The sequence below is a fragment of the Serratia bockelmannii genome (assembly GCF_008011855.1).
In the GTDB taxonomy this organism is placed as follows: Bacteria; Pseudomonadota; Gammaproteobacteria; order Enterobacterales; family Enterobacteriaceae; genus Serratia; species Serratia bockelmannii.
Map to the genome: position 1 here is coordinate 1 of NZ_VOUX01000005.1, position 15,977 is coordinate 15,977.

Annotated in this window: 15 protein-coding genes, 2 tRNA genes, 1 other RNA gene and 1 pseudogene; 12 read left to right on the forward strand and 7 right to left on the reverse strand. The window is 58.3% G+C overall.

The window, feature by feature from the left end; translation table 11 throughout:
• Positions 1–128: 128 nt before the first annotated feature.
• The 3 genes from FOT55_RS08725 to FOT55_RS08735 all read right to left on the reverse strand — a co-directional run bounded on the left by FOT55_RS08725 (position 129) and on the right by FOT55_RS08735 (position 1,109).
• Positions 129–248: non-coding RNA, RtT sRNA (locus FOT55_RS08725), on the reverse strand.
• A 46-nt stretch (positions 249–294) separates the two neighbouring features.
• Positions 295–384: transfer RNA gene (locus FOT55_RS08730), tRNA-Ser, on the reverse strand.
• Between the two features lie 635 nt (positions 385–1,019).
• Positions 1,020–1,109 (reverse strand) — tRNA-Ser (locus FOT55_RS08735).
• A 447-nt stretch (positions 1,110–1,556) separates the two neighbouring features.
• Between FOT55_RS08735 and FOT55_RS08740 the strand changes: the two genes are divergently transcribed.
• From FOT55_RS08740 to FOT55_RS08765, 6 genes are all read left to right on the forward strand, one after another.
• Positions 1,557–3,023: a peptide MFS transporter gene (locus tag FOT55_RS08740; protein ID WP_049203463.1), complete on the forward strand. Its 1,467-nt coding sequence runs from the start codon at positions 1,557–1,559 to the stop codon at positions 3,021–3,023.
• A 126-nt stretch (positions 3,024–3,149) separates the two neighbouring features.
• Positions 3,150–4,091 carry a glyoxylate/hydroxypyruvate reductase GhrA gene (gene ghrA / locus FOT55_RS08745; protein WP_043141640.1) on the forward strand — a complete coding sequence of 314 codons (942 nt, stop codon included), beginning with the start codon at positions 3,150–3,152 and terminating at the stop codon, positions 4,089–4,091.
• 90 nt (positions 4,092–4,181) lie between these two features.
• Positions 4,182–4,919, forward strand: coding sequence for a phosphatase (locus tag FOT55_RS08750; protein WP_025302439.1), 738 nt, complete (start codon positions 4,182–4,184; stop codon positions 4,917–4,919).
• Positions 4,920–4,961: 42 nt separating this feature from the next.
• Positions 4,962–5,540, forward strand: coding sequence for a TorD/DmsD family molecular chaperone (locus tag FOT55_RS08755; protein WP_060432878.1), 579 nt, complete (start codon positions 4,962–4,964; stop codon positions 5,538–5,540).
• A gap of 157 nt (positions 5,541–5,697) precedes the next feature.
• Entirely contained in the window at positions 5,698–6,351 is a 654-nt protein-coding gene (locus FOT55_RS08760) for a tellurite resistance TerB family protein (protein WP_025302440.1), read from the forward strand.
• Positions 6,352–6,419: 68 nt separating this feature from the next.
• Complete coding sequence (locus FOT55_RS08765; protein ID WP_147823369.1) at positions 6,420–8,453, forward strand: S9 family peptidase; 2,034 nt, start codon at positions 6,420–6,422, stop codon at positions 8,451–8,453.
• Positions 8,454–8,488: 35 nt separating this feature from the next.
• On the opposite strand, the gene exoX is transcribed toward FOT55_RS08765, so the two are convergent.
• Together exoX and FOT55_RS08775 are read right to left on the reverse strand one after the other, a co-directional pair.
• Complete coding sequence (exoX, locus tag FOT55_RS08770; protein ID WP_060433866.1) at positions 8,489–9,157, reverse strand: exodeoxyribonuclease X; 669 nt, start codon at positions 9,155–9,157, stop codon at positions 8,489–8,491.
• A gap of 26 nt (positions 9,158–9,183) precedes the next feature.
• The gene (locus FOT55_RS08775; protein WP_147823370.1) at positions 9,184–9,930 is read right to left on the reverse strand and encodes a carbon-nitrogen hydrolase family protein; all 747 of its coding nucleotides are present in this window, start codon (positions 9,928–9,930) and stop codon (positions 9,184–9,186) included.
• Between the two features lie 369 nt (positions 9,931–10,299).
• Here FOT55_RS08775 and dksA point away from each other — a divergent pair, with 369 nt between their 5' ends.
• Positions 10,300–10,725: an RNA polymerase-binding protein DksA gene (dksA, locus tag FOT55_RS08780; RefSeq protein ID WP_025302444.1), complete on the forward strand. Its 426-nt coding sequence runs from the start codon at positions 10,300–10,302 to the stop codon at positions 10,723–10,725.
• 4 nt (positions 10,726–10,729) lie between these two features.
• Here dksA and FOT55_RS08785 read toward each other — a convergent pair whose 3' ends face one another.
• A complete protein-coding gene (locus tag FOT55_RS08785) occupies positions 10,730–11,626 on the reverse strand; it encodes a LysR family transcriptional regulator (protein WP_147823371.1) in 897 nt (298 codons plus the stop codon).
• A gap of 148 nt (positions 11,627–11,774) precedes the next feature.
• Here FOT55_RS08785 and FOT55_RS08790 point away from each other — a divergent pair, with 148 nt between their 5' ends.
• The 4 genes and pseudogenes from FOT55_RS08790 (at position 11,775) to tnpA (ending at position 14,668) form a co-directional block, all read left to right on the forward strand.
• The gene (locus FOT55_RS08790) at positions 11,775–12,170 is read left to right on the forward strand and encodes a RidA family protein (RefSeq protein WP_049203470.1); all 396 of its coding nucleotides are present in this window, start codon (positions 11,775–11,777) and stop codon (positions 12,168–12,170) included.
• A 156-nt stretch (positions 12,171–12,326) separates the two neighbouring features.
• Positions 12,327–13,280 carry a prolyl aminopeptidase gene (gene pip, locus FOT55_RS08795; RefSeq protein WP_025302447.1) on the forward strand — a complete coding sequence of 318 codons (954 nt, stop codon included), beginning with the start codon at positions 12,327–12,329 and terminating at the stop codon, positions 13,278–13,280.
• Positions 13,281–13,736: 456 nt separating this feature from the next.
• Complete coding sequence (locus FOT55_RS08805) at positions 13,737–14,099, forward strand: hypothetical protein (protein WP_147823430.1); 363 nt, start codon at positions 13,737–13,739, stop codon at positions 14,097–14,099.
• A gap of 154 nt (positions 14,100–14,253) precedes the next feature.
• Positions 14,254–14,668, forward strand: a pseudogene (gene tnpA / locus FOT55_RS08810) (IS200/IS605 family transposase).
• A 78-nt stretch (positions 14,669–14,746) separates the two neighbouring features.
• Here the strand turns inward: tnpA and FOT55_RS08815 are convergent.
• Positions 14,747–14,977, reverse strand: a complete 231-nt coding sequence (locus FOT55_RS08815; protein WP_063989545.1) for a DNA polymerase III subunit theta — start codon at positions 14,975–14,977, stop codon at positions 14,747–14,749.
• Positions 14,978–15,317: 340 nt separating this feature from the next.
• Between FOT55_RS08815 and ftnA the strand changes: the two genes are divergently transcribed.
• The gene (gene ftnA / locus FOT55_RS08820) at positions 15,318–15,836 is read left to right on the forward strand and encodes a non-heme ferritin (RefSeq protein ID WP_147823373.1); all 519 of its coding nucleotides are present in this window, start codon (positions 15,318–15,320) and stop codon (positions 15,834–15,836) included.
• The last annotated feature ends 141 nt before the right edge of the window (positions 15,837–15,977 follow it).

Here is a 15,977-nt window from a genome sequence, read left to right on the forward strand (position 1 = left end):
CGGGCCACCGTTGGCGGTCCAAAACGCAGGCGTTTTGTCGAACCCTGTCGAGGGTTCTTACCCTCCCGGTCGGTGCGCTATGCATACAAAAAAGCCTGAACTTTCGCTCAGGCTTTCTCGTTAGAATATGGCGGTGAGGGAGGGATAGATTCGCTGCGCTCACCCTGCGGGCCACCGTTGGCGGTCCAAAACGCAGGCGTTTTGTCGAACCCTGTCGAGGGTTCTTACCCTCCCGGTCGGTGCGTTATGCATACAAAAAAGCCTGAACGTGAGTTCAGGCTTCTTCGTAGAATATGGCGGTGAGGGAGGGATTCGAACCCTCGATACACTTTCGCGTATACACACTTTCCAGGCGTGCTCCTTCAGCCACTCGGACACCTCACCATATTTTTTGTTGCGAAATCATCGCTGCAACGGGGCGCTACTATAGGGAGTGGGGCCGATCCGGTCAAGAATAATTTCTGTGTTTTTGTTCGTCCGCTCAAGCCGTGTGCACTTTGCTGAAAACTGCGGCGAACGGTAGGGCAGAAGTCATGAAAGGGTGAGAAAATCAGAAGTAAGGCTCGTGGATAACCGGCGGAAATGGGAATCACGGTTGCTGAGGGGGGGAGATGCGCTGTGCACACCCCTCTCGGCGGTGCGCCATGAAAAAAAGCCTGGACGCGAATCCAGGCTTTCTCTTTAAATTTGGCGGTGAGAGAGGGGTTGATTCGCTGCGCTCACCCTGCGGGTCGCCTTTGGCGGTCCAAAACGCAGGCGTTTTGTCGAACCCTGTCGAGGCTTCTCGCCCCTCTCGGCGGTGCGCCATGCAAAAAAAAAGCCTGGACGCGAATCCAGGCTTTCTCTTTAAATTTGGCGGTGAGAGAGGGCTTGATTCGCTGCGCTCACCCTGCGGGCCGCCGTTGGCGGTCCAAAACGCAGGCGTTTTGTCGAACCCTGTCGAGGCTTCTCGCCCCTCTCGGCGGTGCACCATGCAAAAAAAAAAGCCTGGATGCGAATCCAGGCTTTCTCTTTGAATTTGGCGGTGAGAGAGGGGTTCGAACCCTCGATACACTTTCGCGTATACACACTTTCCAGGCGTGCTCCTTCAGCCACTCAGACACCTCACCGTTTTGTTGTCGAAAACGCTTTGCGCTGTCGACGGGCGCTAATGTAGGAGAATCTGATCTCAGCGTCAACCCTCTTATTTCATTCTCATGACTGTTTAGCCAAACTTGCAGCAATTTGCTGATTTACCGAACGATATTCCCACTCGTGGCCACGCGTTGGCAGGGAAGACCGCAGTCGGAATCGGTGAAAGACGATTGTTTGACCTTTTTCTGTACAGGTAGCTCAATATATCGCCACTAACGTTAGGTTGCCTGCTGTTATATGCATTAATACTGGATTATTAGTCAGATGTGTCGCTAAATGGAATCATGTCGGCGCGGCGTTTTTGGCAAGGAACATCACAACGCCGCGCAGATTGCCGGGTGACAGGCCGGCGATATCGCAGACAGGGACAGACTCATTACATAATAATGCAGTAGAGGTTCGTTTTGACTCCTTCAGATGCCATGCCGGCGCCGCAAGCGCGCCATGCCATTCCCCCCGGTGCGGGGGCGCTGTTCTTCATCCAGATCTTCGCCACGCTGGGCTTCGCCGTGCTTTACTCCACGCTGGTGCTGTACGCCACCAAGCGATTGGGCTTCAACGAAAGCAGCGCCAACGCCATGATGGGCGTGTTCGGCGCCTTCAACTATGGCCTGCACATGTTCGGCGGCTATCTCGGCGGCCGTTTCCTCAGCAACCGCAACCTGTTCGTGCTCGGCATGGTGCTGCAGGTGATCGGCTGCGCGCTGATTGCCGTCGCGGGCGTGTGGGGGCTGTACTGGGGGCTGGCGATGTTCCTGACCGGCAGCGGCCTTAACGTGACCTGCATTAATATGATGCTGACTCAGCGTTTCAAGCCGGACGATGATCGGCGCGAATCGGCCTTCCTGTGGAACTACGCCGGCATGAACCTCGGGTTCTTCGTCGGCTTTACTGTCGCCGGTTATTTCCAACTGACGGAAAACTACCGCGCGCTGTTCCTGTTTGCCACGCTGGGCAACGCGGCGGCGATTATCGTCGCCGTCTGCCGTTGGCGCATTCTGGCCGATCTCAATACGCCGCTGCACGACGCCAGCCGCAGCCAATACCGTTGGCGCATGCTGGTCGGGCTGGCGGTGTTGGTAGCGCTGGTGCCGATCATCCGCGTGATGCTGACCCACGCCGAGTTCAGCGGCCATTTCGTGATTGTGCTCGGCGCGCTGATCTTCCTGATGCTGTGCGTCGTGACGCTGCGCCACCATCCGCGCGATGAGCGCCGCAGAATGGCGGCTTATCTGATCCTGGCGCTGGGCTCGCTGGTGTTCTGGGCGCTGTACCAGCTGGCGCCGATGGGGCTGATGCTGTTCTCCGAGCACAACATCAATCTGAACGTTTACGGCATTCAGGTGGCGCCGCAGTGGATCCAGAACATCAACACGCTGGTGATCGTGGTGGGCGGCCCGCTGCTGGCCTGGTGGTTCAATCGCCTGCGCGCTCGCGGTTGCAACATCGACATTCCGCTGCAGTTCTCGGGATCGCTGTTCTGTATCGGGCTCGGCATGCTGGTGCTGCCGCTGGGCATCAGCATGGCGGGCGGCGACGGGCTGGTGGCGTTTAAATGGATCGTCATCAGCTATGTGCTGCAAAGCGTTGGCGAATTGATGATCTCGCCGATCGGTTACGCGATGATCGGCAAGCTGGCGCCGCCGCGCTATCAGGGCGTGATGATGGGCTGCTGGATGATGGTGACCGGCGTCGCTTCGGTGTTGGCGGGCTACGTCTCCGGCCTGATGCCGGAAAACAGCGGCAACACGCCGCTGCAAACCAATCCCGGCTACAGCGAAATCTTCAGCGCGCTGGGCTGGGGGGCGACGGGCGTCGGCGTGGCGATGCTGATTCTCATTCCGCTGCTGCGGCGCCTTATCCGGCGCGACGGCCCGTCTGCCGCCTGATTGGCGAGTATGCGCAACAGCCCCACTGGTCGGGGCTGTTTTTATTTTGGGCTTTAACGCTTGCATCCGGCGGCGAATCGCGGAAGGCTGGAGGAAAACCAATAAAAACAAACGGGAGCCCGCAGTATGAACATCATTTATTACCACCCCTTGTTTAACGCCCAGGAATGGCTGGCCGGCATCAAGCAACGCCTACCGCAGGCCGAGATCCGCGAGTGGCAGCGCGGCGACGAGCGGCCAGCCGATTACGCGCTGGTGTGGCGCCCGCCGCACGAAATGCTGGCCAACCGCCGCGATCTGAAAGCGGTGTTCGCCCTCGGCGCCGGCGTCGATGCCATTCTTGATCAGGAGCGCAAACACCCCGGCACGCTGCCCGCCGGCGTGCCGCTGCTGCGGCTGGAGGATACCGGCATGGCGCAGCAGATGCAGGAATATGCGCTGAGCTATGTACTGCGCTATTTCCGCCGTTTCGACGAGTATCAGGCGCTGCAGCAGCGGCAGGAATGGCAGCCGCTCGATCCTCACTCGCTGGATGATTTCACCATCGGCATCCTCGGCGCCGGCGTGCTGGGGCAGAGCGTGGCGCGCAAGCTGACCGAGTTTGGCTTTCGCGTGCGCTGCTGGAGCCGCAGCGCCAAACAGATCGACGGCGTGCAAAGTTTCGCCGGGGAGGCGCAGCGCGCGGCCTTCCTCGACGGCGTCAAACTGCTGATCAACCTGCTGCCCAATACGCCGGAGACCGTCGGCATCCTCAACCGCGAGCTGTTCGCGCAGTTGAGCACGGGCGCCTATCTCATCAACATCGCGCGCGGCGCACACCTGGTGGAGGCCGATCTGCTGGCGGCGCTCGAGCAGGGGCAGCTGGCCGCCGCCACGCTGGACGTGTTCACCCGCGAGCCGCTGCCGCAGGATCACCCGTTCTGGCGTCATCCGCGTGTCACCATAACCCCGCATATTGCTGCCATCACGTTGCCGCAGCAGGCGATGGATCAGATCGCCGCCAACATCCGCGCGCTGGAGGCGGGGCACACCCCGGCCGGCGTGGTCGACAGGCAGCGGGGTTACTGATCCTTCAGCCGCCGTTCGGTAACTGATAAGCTGTTATCGTCATCGCGCCTGCCCGTACCTTTGCGGGCGGGCCCTCTGGAAGGAGAAACAATGTACCCCGTTGATTTGCACATGCACACCGTCGCCAGCACCCACGCTTACAGCACGCTGCACGATTACATCGCCGAAGCCCAGCAGAAGGGCATCAAGCTGTTCGCCATCACCGATCACGGCCCGGACATGGCCGATGCGCCGCACTACTGGCACTTTATGAACATGCACGTCTGGCCGCGCCGGGTGAACGGCGTGGGCATCTTGCGCGGTATCGAAGCCAACATCAAAAACCTACAGGGCGACATCGACTGCACCGGCCCGATGTTGACCGCCACCGACGTGATCATCGCCGGTTTCCACGAGCCGGTGTTTGCGCCGCAGGATAAAGCGTCCAATACTGAAGCGATGATCGCCGCGATGGCGCAGGGGGACGTGCATATCATCAGCCACCCCGGCAACCCACGTTATCCGATCGACATTCCCGCCGTCGCGGCGGCGGCGGCCAAATACGAGGTGGCGCTGGAGCTGAATAACTCGTCGTTCACCCACTCCCGCAAGGGCAGCGAGGCCAACTGCCGGGCGATCGCCGCCGCCGTGCGCGATGCCGGCGGTTGGTTGGCGCTGGGTTCGGATTCGCACGTTGCCTTTTCGCTGGGTAACTTTGAGCACTGCGAGCGCATCATCGACGAGGTGGGCTTCCCGCAGGAGCGCATTCTCAACGTCAGCCCGCGCCGGCTGCTGGATTTTCTCGAACGGCGCGGCAAGCCGGCGATTGCGGAATTGGCCGATTTGTGACATCGTCCCGGCAAAATTTTCCGTATTGTATAAGGCCTTATCATGAATGAGTTTTCCATTGTCTGCCGCGTGCTGGGTACGCTGTTCTACCGCCAGCCGCAGGATCCGCTGTTGGTGCCGCTATTTGCGCTGATTAAAGAGGGCAAGCTGCAGCAGCACTGGCCGCTGGAGCAGGATGACCTGCTGAAGCGTTTGCAGCAGGGCTGCGACGTCAACCAACTGGCGACCGACTTCAACGCGATGTTCGTCGGCAGCGAGTGCAGCGTGTCGCCGTTCCGCTCCGACTACGTCGAAGGCGCGAACGAAGCGGAAGTGCGCACTTTCCTGCAGCAGCGCGGCATGCCGTTGGCGGAGGCGCCGGCTGACCATTTCGGCCAGCTGCTGCTGGCGGCGTCCTGGCTGGAAGATCAGTCGCAGGAAGATGAAGCGCAGGCGCAGATCGCCCTGTTCGACGAGTTCCTGCTGCCGTGGTGCGGCCGCTTCCTCGGCAAAGTGGAAGCGCACGCCACCACCGGTTTCTACCGCACGCTGGCGCTGATGACCCGCGACGCCATCCAGGCGATGCGCGACGAGCTGGCGGAGTACGAGCAGGACGACGAAGCGGGCGACGAAGACGCGTAACGCCGCAGCCATCCAGGCGGGCCGCCCGGCCCGCCGATCCGCTAAACACAGGTTTGCATCCCCCAGACGTAAATTGACAAAAGATCCCCTAATCTGGCGGTTTACCGTCGGTTCGGCCGCGCTTGCGCGCCGCGTTTTTTCACGCAAGGGGTAGATGATGAAAAGTAACTGGATGCAGCAGATTCAAACGTTGATCGGGCAGAAGGCCGGCGCGATGGGCGGGGCGGAAGGCATTGGCAAGCTGCTGGCGCCCACGGCGCTGGGCGGCCTGGTCGGCGTGCTGTTGGCCAACAAGTCCTCGCGCAAGCTGGTAGGCAAGTTCGGCAAGAATGCGCTGATTATCGGCGGCAGCGCGGCGGTGGGCGCAGTGCTGTGGAACAAGTACAAACAGCGGGTGAAAGAGACCCATCAGGACGAACCGCAGTTCGGTTTGCAAACCACGCCGGTGGATCTGCGCGCCAAACGCCTGGTGCAGGCGCTGGTGTTTGCCGCCAAGAGCGACGGCCATATCGATGCCGACGAGCAGCGCGCCATCGATCACAGCCTGGCGCAGTTGCAGGTGGGGGAAGAGGCGCAGGGTTGGGTACAGGAAGCGCTCGATCAGCCGCTCAACCCGGAATTGATCGCCCGCAGCGTGCAAAACGAAGACGAGGCGCTGGAGGTTTACTATCTGAGTTGTCTGGTGATCGACGTCGATCACTTTATGGAGCGCGGCTACCTCGATGCGTTGGCGCAGGCGCTGAAGATCCCGGCGGACGTCAAGCAGGGCATCGAGAGCGACGTCAACGAGAAAAAGCGCGAGCTGGCGTAGCGCCGCTTGGCAAGCCGGGGGGAATCGTGTCACTCTTGCCGCAATCTATGTAAGCGGATGATTTAGCAATGATGACCCCACCGAAAGCGGAAAAACGCCCTTATCCCATCACCATCCACGGCGATACGCGCGTGGATGACTACTACTGGCTGCGCGACGATGAGCGCGCGGACCGCCAGGTGCTGGACTACCTGCAGGCGGAGAACGCCTACACCGATGCGATGCTGAAGCCGCAGCAGGCGCTGCGCGAAACTCTGTACGAAGAGATGGTGGCGCGGATTCCGCAGCAGGAACATTCGGTGCCTTACGTGCGCCATGGCTATCGCTATCAGACGCGCTACGAGCCGGGCAACGAATACGCGATTTCCGTGCGCCAGCCGCAGGCCGAGAGTGAGCACTGGGAGGTGCTTATCGACGGCAACCAGCGCGCCGAGAACCACGAGTTTTATACCCTGGGCGGGCTGGACGTCAGCCCCGATAACCAGCGGCTGGGGGTGGCGGAGGATTTCCTGTCGCGCCGCCAGTATGACATTCGTTTCAAGAACCTGGCCGACGGCAGCTGGGCCGACGAAGTGCTGGAAAATACCTCCGGCAGCTTCGAGTGGGCCAACGACTCCTCGACGGTGTACTACGTGCGCAAGCACGCCAAGACGCTGTTGCCGTATCAGGTTTATCGCCACGTGGTGGGCAGCGATCCGCAGCAGGACGAGCTGATTTACGAAGAGCTGGACGATACCTTTTACGTCGGGCTGGAGAAGACCACCTCCGAGCGCTTTATCCTGATCCACCTGAGCAGCACCACCACCTCGGAGATCCTGCTGTTGGACGCCGATCGTGCGGATGCCAAGCCGCAGCTGTTCGTGCCGCGCCGCAAGGATCACGAGTACGCCATCGATCACTATCACCAGCATTTCTATATCCGCTCCAACAAGGACGGCAAGAACTTTGGCCTGTACCAGAGCGAGCAGGCGGACGAAGCGCAGTGGCAGACGCTGATCGCCCCGCGCGCCGACGTGATGCTGGAGGGCTTCAGCCTGTTCCGTGATTGGTTGGTGGTCGAAGAGCGCAATGCCGGCCTGACGCTGCTACGCCAGATCCATTGGCAAAGCGGCGAAGAGAAGCGCATCGCCTTCGACGATCCGACTTACACCACCTGGCTGGCGTATAACCCGGATCCGGAGACCGCGCTGCTGCGCTACGGCTATTCGTCGATGACCACCCCGACCACGCTGTACGAGCTGAACATGGACAGCGGCGAGCGGACGATGCTCAAACAGCAGGAAGTGAAGAACTTCACGCCAGAAAACTACCGCAGCGAGCGGGTGTGGGTGAAGGCGCGCGACGGCGTCGAAGTGCCGGTCTCGCTGGTGTATCGCCAGGACAGCTTCCAGCGCCGCACCAACCCGCTGATGGTGTATGGCTACGGATCTTACGGCAGCAGTATGGATCCAGCGTTCAGCGCCAGCCGCCTGAGCCTGCTGGATCGCGGTGTCGTGTTCGCGCTGGCGCACATTCGCGGCGGCGGTGAGCTGGGGCAGCTGTGGTATGAAGACGGTAAACTGTTCAACAAGCAGAACACCTTCAACGATTTTATCGACGTGACCGAAACGCTGATCGCACAGGGGTACGGCGACGGTAAGCGGGTGTTCGCGATGGGCGGCAGCGCCGGCGGTCTGCTGATGGGCGCGGTGATCAACCAGGCGCCGCAGTTGTTCCACGGCGTGGTGGCGCAGGTGCCGTTCGTCGACGTGGTGACCACCATGCTGGATGAGTCCATCCCGCTGACCACCGGCGAATACGACGAGTGGGGCAACCCGAACGAGCAGGCCTATTACGACTACATCAAACAGTACAGCCCGTACGATCAGGTGAAAGCGCAGGCATACCCGCATCTGCTGGTGACCACTGGCCTGCACGATTCGCAGGTGCAGTATTGGGAGCCGGCCAAGTGGGTGGCCAAGCTGCGCGAGCTGAAAACCGACGATCGGCAGCTACTGCTGTATACCGACATGGATGCCGGCCACGGCGGAAAATCCGGCCGTTTCAAGGCCTATGAGGATATTGCACTGGAGTACGCCTTCATTCTGGCGCTGGCGGAGTAACGGCATTCGGCGGGCGGCCTGCGCCGCCCGCCGTGTTAGCCGATCAGATAGTATTTCAGCGTGTGCTTCATGTCCGGGCTCAGATCGTCGATGGATTTCAGCATCCAGCGCAGATAGCCAGGATCTTCCTGGGCGATGCGATCAATCTCCTGCCCGCGATACTTGCCGAACTTGAACTTCTTCAGCAGCACCGGCTGTTCGGTGATCTGCACCATTTGCTCCGGCGTCCAGCCCGAATCCTTGATGATGCGTTGCAGCAGCGCGGCGGTGACGTAGCAGTCATATAGCGCGCGGTGCGGGTACAGCGTGGCGTCTGCCGGCAGCTGCACGTCCAGATTCAGCGCGTAGCGCAGATACTGGTTGCCGTACTTGATGTCCGGATACAGCGTGCGCGCCAGCTTGAGGGTGCAGATCCAGGCGCCGTTCATCTCCGGCAACACCCCGCGATCAAAGGCGGCGTTGTGCGCCACATAGTAGGGGCTGCCCTGATAGCGGCCGATCGCCATCGCAATGCGCGGTTTGCCTTCCACCATCTGTTCGGTGATGTGATGAATCGCCATCGCGTCGAGGCTGATGGGGCGATCTGGGCTGACCAGATCGCTCATCGGGTTGGTCAATTGGCCGTCGAGCAGATCGAGGGAGGCCACTTCCACCACGCCGCCGTCCAGCCCGCAGGTCTCGGTATCTATTACGCGTAACGTCATGTTTTCCTCCGCGTTGCCGTCAGGCTTCAGCTTAACCGGCACAGGCGGCCGTGCCAACCGTCGGAAGTCTTGTCGGCGATGATAAGACCAGGGGCGTCATCCGGCGCGGCAACCAGAAGCTCTCCCGTTTTATCCCAGATGGCGCTGCGGCCTGCCGGGATCCAACCACCGGTTGGCGCCGCATGGTTGGCCATCAGCGTGACCATGCCATAACGCCGGGCATAGCCTGCCAGCGTGGCGCTGTCTTTCGCGTAACCGGCTTCAGATATCAGTACGCCGGCGGCATAAATGTGCGCACCCGCCTGTGCGGCGGCACCCGCGTGGCCAGGTTCCGAAGTGTCGGCACAGATAGCCAGCGCGATGTGTTGCCGATGCAGCTCCAGCAACGGGCCACCCTCTCCGGGCGAGAAGTATTGCTGTTCCGCGCCGTGCAGATGCTGTTTGGAATAGACGGCCACCGTGCCGTTGGGGTGAAAGATCAAGGCGGCGATGTGCAACGCCTGGCCACTGCGCAAGGGCGCGCCGACGATGATCGTCATCTGCCGCGATTGCGCCGCCGCACTGAGCGGTTGCAGACGCGGATCGTCCAGCGTCAGCGCCAGTTCGGCAGCATTGGCTAATTCATAGCCGCTCAGCGACAGTTCGGGAAAAACCAGCAGTTGCACCTGCTGATCTGCTGCCCGCGCGATAAATCCAAGGTGACGTTCAAGGTTGCAGGTGATATCGGCCGCAGCGGCGGGGTATTGGGCGGCGGCAAGGGTGAGGCAGGACATCGGCCATCTCTCCTGTGAGGCAATAAAAAACCCGCCTTGGCGGGTTTAATGACGGATGGAAGGACGCTTACTCACCAGACGGATGCGCTTTTTTGGCGCGTTTCTCCGCACGTTTCTCGGCTGGGGTTTTCAACGGCTTCTTCTTCGCATTCTTTTTGCTATCCATTCCCTTACTCATGATGGCCTCTCGTTACCTATGATTGGGTGGCTTGCTCAGCCATTAACCGCCTAAAGCCAAGAGGATGCAAGCGACAAAGTGAGAGTTGTGTTTAACCGATTGTTTGTGCGTAAAATTTTGTTTTTGGGTGACCGGGTGCTAAAAATAAATATTATGTTATAATATTACACTTTTGGTGTTGGGAGAGCGCAATGACAGTCATGACGTTACCGGATGCGCAGCAACTACTGGCCATGCCGGATTCTGATTATATGAACTCGGTTCAACGGGCGTTTTTCCGCCAGCTGCTGCAGGACGAGCGGCAAAAACTGCTGCTGCACATCGATGAGCTGAAAAAAGAGATCGACAGCGGCGAAGCGACGGGCGATGAAGCCGACAAGGCGGCGCGCGAAGAGGATCTGCGCCTGCTGTTCCGCCAGTTGGATCGCGAAAGCCGCCTGCTGCCGAAAATCGATGCGGCGCTTGCGCGGTTGCAGAACGGCGAGTACGGCTACTGCCGGGAAACCGGCGAACCTATCGGGCTGGCGCGTCTGTTGCTGCGCCCGACGGCGGAGCTGAGTATCGAGGCGAAAACCGCGCAGGAGATGCGCGAGCCGCATATGCGCAAAGGCGGGTAAGGTTTCAGCCGCCGAGCGTATCCAGCAAGAGATCGAGAAAGCGCCTGACGCGGGGTTCCAGCAGGCGCTTATTCGGATAGAGCGCCACAATCCTGACTTCTTCACCCTCCACGGCGCGCAGCACCTGCTGCAGACGACCGGCGGCCAAATCCTCCGCAATCATAAACTCCGGCAGATACGCGATGCCCAACCCGGCCAAGGCCGCATCGTGCAGCGCTTCTCCGCTGTCCAGCCGCAGGCGGCCGCGAACTGGGGCCTTGACCCATTCGCCGCGCTCGTCACGCAGCCGCCAGGGCTGTTTTTGGTTGCGGCTGCTGAACAGCAGAGCCTCGTGCCCGGCGAGCGACTCGACGGTATGCGGTTCGCCACGGGCGGCGAGGTAGGCGGGGGAGGCGCACAGCAGGGCGCGATACCTGGCGAGGGTTCTGGATACCAACCGGGTATCCGGCGCCGTGACGCCGATCCGTACTGCCAAATCAAATCCTTCTTCCACGACATCCGCCAGGCGATCGGAAAAACTGATCTCCACCTGCACCTCAGGCCAGGCGACGAGAAATTTCGGCACCAGCGGTAACAGGATCCGTCTGCCGAAGGCGGAAGGGGCGGTCAACCGCAGCACTCCGCGTGCGGTGCCCTTGTCGCCGGCCACGCTGGCCTCGGCATCGTCGACCGAAGCGAGGATCTGCAGGCCACGTCGATAAAACTCTCGTCCCTCGTCGGTCAGGCCAAGCGAACGCGTGGTGCGATGCAACAGCCGCACGCTCAGCCGCTGCTCCAGACGCGCGATGGCCTTGCCCGCCGCCGAACGCGATAGCCCCATCGTCTGTCCGCCGGCGACAAAACTGCCGGCGTCGACGACGGCCATGAAAACCTGAATGTCATTGAGATTCGCCCGTAGCATGTTGCCCTCCGAGAACCGGTGAAAAGAAAATAAATTTAACATATTCAATATATTAAATGCATCGTCAACGTCGTTTCAGTGACGACATCCATTCGCCAATCAAACGATTATAGTCGTCATGGAAACGATAAGCGGTTGGAGAAACAGCATGAAAAATGGCATCACGCACTACCACCACGGGGTCATTTGGGAAGAGGAGAATGGCGTGTCCCAAGGCTATCGCGTCAAGGATACCCTCTACATCTCTGGGCAGTTTTCCCATGATATGCAGGGGGAGTTTGTCGGTGCGGGCGATATCGAACGGCAAACCCAACAGACGTTGGACAATCTGGATCGGGTATTGGCGGGATTCGGTGCCGAACGTTCGAACCTGGCGTATGTGGAGATCTACCTGACCGATGTACTGGCGCACTTTGAACCGTGCGTTGCGTTGTTCAAGCGTTATGTCGGCGATCACCGGCCCGCCGGTTCGCTGATCGGCGTCACCGGGTTGGCTTCGCCTGAGCAATTGGTGGAGATCAGTGCGATCGCGCACCTTAACTGATCGGGCCTGTGGGCGTTTTGCAGGCAGGTCGATGTGATTTTGAGCAAACGCGCGCCGAGTTCTCGGCGCGCGTTCGAGTTTTCGGGTTTTACCGTTGACCTGCCGGGCGGCTTCCGCTTTGATGAAAGCATGACTCACAGAGAGACGGAAAGCGCCATGGAACAATTACGAGGTTTGTACCCGCCGTTAGCGGCATACGACAGCGGTTGGCTGGACACTGGGGATGGCCACCGGATCTACTGGGAGCTGAGCGGTAACCCGAACGGTAAACCGGCGGTCTTCATTCACGGTGGACCGGGCGGCGGCATCTCCCCGCATCATCGTCAGCTGTTCGATCCCGAACGCTACAAGGTGCTGCTGTTCGATCAGCGCGGTTGCGGCCGTTCCCGCCCGCACGCCAGCCTGGACAACAATACTACCTGGCACTTGGTGGCCGATATCGAGCGGTTGCGCGAAATGGCCGGCGTCGAGCAGTGGCTGGTGTTCGGCGGCTCCTGGGGGTCTACGCTGGCGCTCGCCTATGCGCAAACCCACCCGGAGCACGTCAGTGAAATGGTGCTGCGCGGCATCTTCACCCTGCGCAAGCAGGAGCTGCATTGGTATTACCAGGACGGCGCTTCGCGCTTCTTCCCGGACAAATGGGAGCGCGTGCTGTCCATCCTATCGGATGACGAGCGTCAAGACGTGATCGCCGCCTACCGGCAGCGGCTGACCTCGGCCGATCCGCAGGTGCAGCTTGAAGCGGCCAAGCTGTGGAGCGTGTGGGAAGGGGAGACGGTCACGCTGTTGCCGAGCCGTGAATCTGCTTCGTTTGGCGAGGATGATTTCGCGCTGGCGTTCGCCCGTATTGAAAACCACTACTTCACGCATCTGGGCTTCCTGGAGAGCGACGACCAGCTGCTGCGTAACGTGCCGCTGATCCGCCATATTCCGGCGGTGATTGTCCACGGCCGCTATGACATGGCCTGCCAGGTGCAGAACGCCTGGGATCTGGCCAAGGCCTGGCCGGAGGCGGAGCTGCATATCGTGGAAGGGGCGGGGCATTCGTATGATGAGCCGGGTATTTTGCACCAGCTGATGATCGCCACCGACCGGTTCGCCGGCAAGTGACGCAAAAACCCGCCGTAATGGCGGGGTTTTTTGTTATTTTAAGCCTTAAACCACTCAGACAACAGTTGGCGTCACGGATGTGATGAAATTTTAAGGGGATATGATGGTAGGTCGTAGAAGCCCGTCAGAGTATAGGACAATAAAAGCAGAAGTCTTTCCTGATCCAATCCGGAAACGTGGAAGACTGCATCCGCTTCCCGGTCAGCCGGGATTTCCTACTAATATGCGGATCGAATGTTCTAAAGCGATTAGAGAACTTCCAGTTGGCACGATTGTTGAACTGGACGTTGTCGTCAAGAATCCGAAAGATGAAAACGATACTGAACATCTTTACAGCAGTTACAAATGGGACTACAGGGTAGTCGAAAAATAAATTTCACAAGGAACCTTAGGGTGAATAAGTTCAAAAAAGCAGTTGTTTTAGTAATTAGTACGGGCCTTGTTGGTTGTGCCGGAATGCGAATTCCAGATTACAGCGAAGTTAAAACTAGTCCGTTTTATTCAGAATGTCGCGATTTCGCAATGGATGTATACAAAAACAACGGTTATTCAGATATCGGTAAAACTGTGATTCTTGGCATGAACGATAACAAAGCCCAAGCTATCGTATCTGGATGTGTTGTCACGATGGGGAAACCTACATTAGCCGAAGCAAAAGCCGACATGAACAAAAAGGCTACAGCATATGGAATTGTCAGCGGAGCTTGTTACGACGCTTCGTGTAGGGTCGATACTGAACAACAGATGAAAGCTTACACGTTGGGAAGTTACTATGCAGCTGCTAAGAAATTTCCAGCCCAGATGAAAGCCAACTTCTAAAAACAAGGGGAGCAATTACTCACCTTGTTTTTAGTGTAAGCCTCACACCACCTTCCTGGGAGGTGGTGATAGTTTCAGTGAGGCTCTAGTTTCCAGGAACCCCATGCCGGAATATTTCAGCTTACTCACCGCAGGTAAGAAGTAAATCACCAACATGGGTTTATACAGGAATTCACTACATGTGTTCTGGCGTTGCAAATACCTCCTGATCTGGACGGCGGAAGTATCGATTTGAAATACTCCGCGACAAGGTAGGCAAAGAGCTCTCTCGAACAATTTACATCCTTTGCAACATGAAGGACTGTGAGGTTCTGGAGCTAAATATTTAGCCAGTTCATGGCATCTGGTCGTTAAAGTCCAACCGAATCTATTGATTTTTACGTTGATGGGCATCCTAAAAGGGCGCTGTGTAATTTGCTTTTACAATCGTTCCGCCACATACGAAAGAAGCTAAGGTGTAACAATTTTTAGGCAAAGGGTTACTTTGTCGATGCGGTCGGAGTAAACGAGGAATTATCAAACGATATGTGAAGCATCAGGGTAAAAAGGATCAAGAGATCGAACAGTAGATGGAGTTATTGAAGGATTAACTCGATGCCCCCTTCTAGGGGGCATCGAGTTAAGTCGCTTCCTCAGGAAGTGGTCTTTTATTTGACCTTCGGCTCGTACGGCAGGCGCGAAAACCTGTGGGATTCCGCGCGGTAGTGCGCCACGCGCTCGCGAAAATAGTCGCGCAGCGGCTCCGGCTGCTCGCGCTCCACCACTTCCGGGATCACCGGCATGTTGTAGCGCTCTTTGTACGCCACGCCTGAGGCGGCGAGATCCACATTCACCCTGTCCATCTCTTCTTTGGACAACTCGGCCAGATTGTAAACCACCTTATGCTCCTTACTTTGCCGCATTGAATCTGCGCAGAAGGTAATCCACCCGGCGGCGCTTGGCAAGCCCGTTGCGCCGCCGTCGCGAGCGATATTTATCCAGGAGTAATGCAATCTATTTATTCTTTTAAATAAGAATGATTCGCTTTTTGATTAAAATAAAAGATGGAAATAATTATCATGTTAATTCTCAATGCGAGGTTAATGTTTTAACTTAATGATATTAAAGTGTTTTATAATAAATGTGATTTGAGTGTAAATAAGGTGTTTTTATTTTTACGGCGGCAGGGCATAATGCGCGGAAATTAAATTCATGACCTGCAAAATAAAAGGAATCATTATGCTGACGCAAGAAATGACTCAAAAGCTGAATGAGCAACTGAATCTGGAGTTCTACTCCGCCAACCTGTACCTGCAGATGAGCGCATGGTGCAGCGATAAAGGCTTTGAAGGCGCCGCCGCATTCCTTAAAGAGCACTCTCAGGAAGAGATGCAGCATATGCAACGTCTGTTCGACTACCTGAGCGACACCGGCTCTCTGCCGCTGCTGGGCAGCATCGCCGCGCCGCCGGTGGCGTTCGAATCGCTGGCGGACGTGTTCCAGCAGACCTACGAACACGAACAGCTGATCACCCGTCAGATCAACGAACTGGCGCACGCCGCCATGACCGCACACGATTACTCCACCTTCAATTTCCTGCAGTGGTACGTGGCGGAGCAGCACGAAGAAGAGAAACTGTTCAAATCCGTGCTGGATAAGCTGGCGCTGGTGGGCACCAGCGGCAAAGGCCTGTTCTTCATCGACAAAGATCTGAAGAAAATGGGCGCGATGGGCCAGGGCGGCAACGGCCAGGTTTAATCCGCATCAGAACATCGAAAAACCGCGCGCGGGCGAGCCTGACGCGCGGTTTTTTTTACCCTGCGTTTATCGCGGTTATGCGGCGATACGTGCTGCCGGATCGCAAAATGCCAGTGATGCGCTCGACTTGCCGCAGCGTGG